Origin of the sequence: Albidovulum sp. (genome assembly GCF_049646345.1) — a bacterium.
GTDB lineage: Bacteria > Pseudomonadota > Alphaproteobacteria > Rhodobacterales > Rhodobacteraceae > Albidovulum.
Map to the genome: position 1 here is coordinate 1 of NZ_JBARVQ010000275.1, position 3544 is coordinate 3544.

The window sequence follows — 3544 nt, forward strand, 5'->3', positions numbered from 1 at the left end:
AAAAACCAGAGGATGACGCCGCTTCCATAAACTCAGACCAGCGCGCCGCCGTTTATGATGCCGAGTTTATCGACGATCTTCCCCGAGATAAGTCAGCGGGTTAGGGTGGGATCGTTCTTGTCACAAACCGCAGAGTGGTGCCGCTGCACGTAATCCGATTCTTTCAGCAGTCGAGGTCAGCGGCCAAGGAAATCGTTAGAAATGGCGCGAGGCGGACACATAAGCCAAGGGCTTGACGATTAGTCATCTCGGCCATAGTAGGGGCTTAAGGTCGCGCTAGCTCAGTTGGTAGGGCATCGCATTCGTAATTAGCGGGTCCGCTAGGGAATGACGTTCAATACCAGTCGCTTACAAGCGGCGTGAAGTAACTAGTAGGGCCATAGTAGGGCCTGGTCATGGAAACGTGCCGCTGTAGCTCAGCTGGTAGAGCACGTCATTCGTAATGATGGGGTCGGGGGTTCGAGTCCCTTCAGCGGCACCACGTTTTCAAGACTTAGCTTCGAAGTTCCAATAGCTTAGACGGTTCGACACCCAGCACGGCGGCGAGCTTGGCCGCAATGAGCACGGTCGGATTCCTGATGCCGCGCTCCACGCCGCTGACATAGGTGCGGTGCAGGTCGGCGTCGAAGGCAAGCTCCTCCTGCGAGAGGCCTGTTAGCTCTCGGAAGTGCCTTACGTTCTTTCCCACAACGGCCCTGATGTCCATGCGGCCATAGCGCAGGCGTGTAGACTATTGATCTACAGACTATAGATCTCATTTTCATTGTCGGACGAATCCAGATGTGCACACTGCAAGTCATTCCTGACTGCAAAATTGAGTTTGACATGTCCACCTTCCCCCGCATTTTGACCTCCGCCGCCGAGCTCAGCATCGTGGGTATTGGGTTGACGTTAGCGATGATCCTCTCGCCATTTCTGACCGTGCCATTGTCTCTTTTGCTGATGCTCTTGGGGCTCTTCACGGCCATCACGGGTAGAGGCGTTTGGAGGTTGCGCGGTCGGTCGAGGGGTGTGATCGTTCTGGAAATTGCCGGGATCTTCGCCGTTGCAGCGTCGCAGGTATTTGTCAAACAACGCGAAGCGCGCTGGGTGGAGTTGCGGCAGACGGACCCTGACACCTATCTAACCGAGCTTGCAGCCATAGACGACAATCGGTGGCTCGCGGAACTGCGCCTGTTACGGCCCGAGCGCTACGCCGCAGAGATCGAACGGCGCGAAACTGAACTGCAAGCTCAGCGAGACGCGGAGGTCGCGGAAGCCATCCGCCGCGCCGAAGTGGAGGCAGCCGAGAAAAGGGAAGCTGATGCTCGTGCTGCTGCGGCAGCGCAACGAATGATTGCAGGTTCAGATGACCTTGACGAACATCGCGAAATGTTTGCCCGTGCTGCGACGGACCTGGTGACAAACGGAACATGCACAGAAACCGAATTTGTTACGAACGGCGGTTGGGTGCATTCGACAACGTTTGGATCGAGGCCGGTCTACTTCATGTATTGTGGTGGCCCGACCGCGGCAAACCGACTGTATTTGAATGCGGCTACAGGCGAAGTATTCCGAGGAACCGATGGACGGGAAGCCCCAACTCCAGCCGAAGACCCGTCCGGTCAGGCAGCCGCACGATTGGCGGAATGTACGGACAAGAAGGCTGGCGAGGCATATGTGATGATCCAGAGCGACGTGCTGCGGCAGCTGCGCGCGCCCTCGACGGCGAAATTTCCGTGGCGATACGGCGCGGGCACCCGGCATATCGGCGACTGCGTCTATCAAGTCTTCGGCCAGTTCGATGCACAGAACGGGTTCGGCGACATGCTGCGCGGGGGGTTCTACGGCACGATCCGGTATTTCCCCGAAAGCGGAAGCTGGCAGACGCAATCGCTCAGCGTCAACTAGGCGCGGTGCTAGCCCGGTGCGCCGGTGAAACCAATACCTGCCAGCCCGGCGCAGCGGGCGGGAGAGGCCCGGAGCGGACCGTACAGGCCGTGCCCGGGGCGTGCCCTTGCCCCACGTCTGCCCCAAGCCCAAAGCGTCCTGTACGCCCCTCTGTAGCGCCCCAAAAAGCCGCAGGCTTATTTGTCTGCCACCGATATTTTTGTAACTTGTAACCGTAACTTAGCTCAGAAGGGTTTGGAAAAGTAAAAAGACGGGGCACCGTAGTGCCCCGCCGGGTAGTGCAGGCCAGTTTGGCCGTTATGTTACGTTACATGGTACGCCCCGCCGGTCAGAACGGGGGGTGCTCGCCATGCCGCCCGTCGAGGCGGTCGATCACCACGATGCCCCCGTCGATCCGCCGGGCGATATGCTCGACGGTGCGTTCGTCGACACTGCCACGGGCGAACCCCTTGCGCTGGGCCTTGTCCCGCCGTCCAAGGTCGTGCAGGCGATGGGTGCCGTAGTCCCACCCCAATCCGGCCATGACCGCCTTGATCCGGCGGGTGTCGGTGGGCGACATGCGGGCCGTATCGACGCCGAGCAGCAGCTTCACGCTGTCCATGGACACCCGTCCTGTCACCTCCGCGAAGGTGTCCTCCAGAACGTCTGCGTACGCATCCTCGACCATGCGCTGTCCCTGCACTTCGGCAGCAAGGGCCCACAGGTGCGGCGACAGGGTAATCGACTCGCCCGCGGCCTCCCGCACCGCTGCCTCGGCCCAGAGCTGATCGACATCGGCGCTGAACCGGGCGAGGTCGATGCGCTTGACCATGACCGGCCATATGCGCCGGTTGCCGGTCAGGTCGCGCAGATAGGCCCCCTCGTTGGTGGTTCCCAGGATGATGCAATGCCGCCGGTACTCCCCGGCATCGCGCCCATAGGCCCGCCGGAAGGTGTCAATGGCGGTGCTAAGGAACCGCTTCAAGCCCTGGCTCGTGGCCTTGTTCAGACCGTCCAGCTCCTGGCATTCCACGATCCACGCCCGCGCCAGCAACTCGGCCTTGGTCTTATCGTCGCTCTTGAGGTCAAGGCTGCCACAGAACCACTCATCCCGCACCGCCAACCGCTGCGCCAAACGGGACTTGCCCGCACCCTGCGCGCCTTCCAGAACAAGCATGGTGTCGAACTTGCACCCCGGATGCCGGATACGGCGAACCCCGGCAATCAACAGCTTGCTGCCGAACTCGCGGTTCAGCTCGCTGGTGTCTGCGCCGCAGTAGTCGGCCAACCACTTGTCAATGCGCGGCGTACCGTCCCACACGAGGCTGTCGAGGTAGTCTTCCACCGGGTGGTACTGCTGCTCGTGCGCAATCGCCAACAACTCGCGTTTGATGGCAGCGGGCGTTGCCGCGAAGTCCAGGTCGCGCGCGAAAGCACTGGCCAAGATTTCCGCGATATCGTTCAGGTCGCGTCCTTCCAGCCCATACCCGCGGAACTCGTCTACCTGGGTGAAGGTGTTGCGCTGGGCATCCACCCCAAGAACCGCTAGTGGACCTGTCGCGGTTTCGTGCCGCCCCAAGTGCTCGTTTAAGCGACTTTCCGTTCGAAAGCGACGGGGCTTTTCCAGCCCAATGCTGAGTGGCGGCGACGCGGATTGTAGAAGCCGTTGATGTAT

At 60.6% G+C, this 3544-nt stretch carries 3 protein-coding genes and 1 tRNA gene; 2 read left to right on the plus strand and 2 right to left on the minus strand.

Translation table 11 applies throughout. From position 1 onward, the window contains the following. Positions 1 to 405: 405 nt before the first annotated feature. A tRNA-Thr gene (locus WBB85_RS06585) sits at positions 406 to 481 on the plus strand. Between the two features lie 12 nt (positions 482 to 493). On the opposite strand, the gene WBB85_RS06590 is transcribed toward WBB85_RS06585, so the two are convergent. Next, positions 494 to 706 (minus strand): helix-turn-helix domain-containing protein, encoded by a 213-nt coding sequence (locus WBB85_RS06590; protein WP_432637830.1) that lies wholly within the window; start codon positions 704 to 706, stop codon positions 494 to 496. Between the two features lie 119 nt (positions 707 to 825). Here WBB85_RS06590 and WBB85_RS06595 point away from each other — a divergent pair, with 119 nt between their 5' ends. Beyond that, positions 826 to 1890, plus strand: coding sequence for a hypothetical protein (locus WBB85_RS06595; RefSeq protein WP_432637831.1), 1065 nt, complete (start codon positions 826 to 828; stop codon positions 1888 to 1890). A gap of 328 nt (positions 1891 to 2218) precedes the next feature. Here the strand turns inward: WBB85_RS06595 and WBB85_RS06600 are convergent, their stop codons facing one another. Continuing rightward, positions 2219 to 3403 (minus strand): VapE domain-containing protein, encoded by a 1185-nt coding sequence (locus tag WBB85_RS06600; protein ID WP_432637832.1) that lies wholly within the window; start codon positions 3401 to 3403, stop codon positions 2219 to 2221. Positions 3404 to 3544 lie beyond the last annotated feature (141 nt).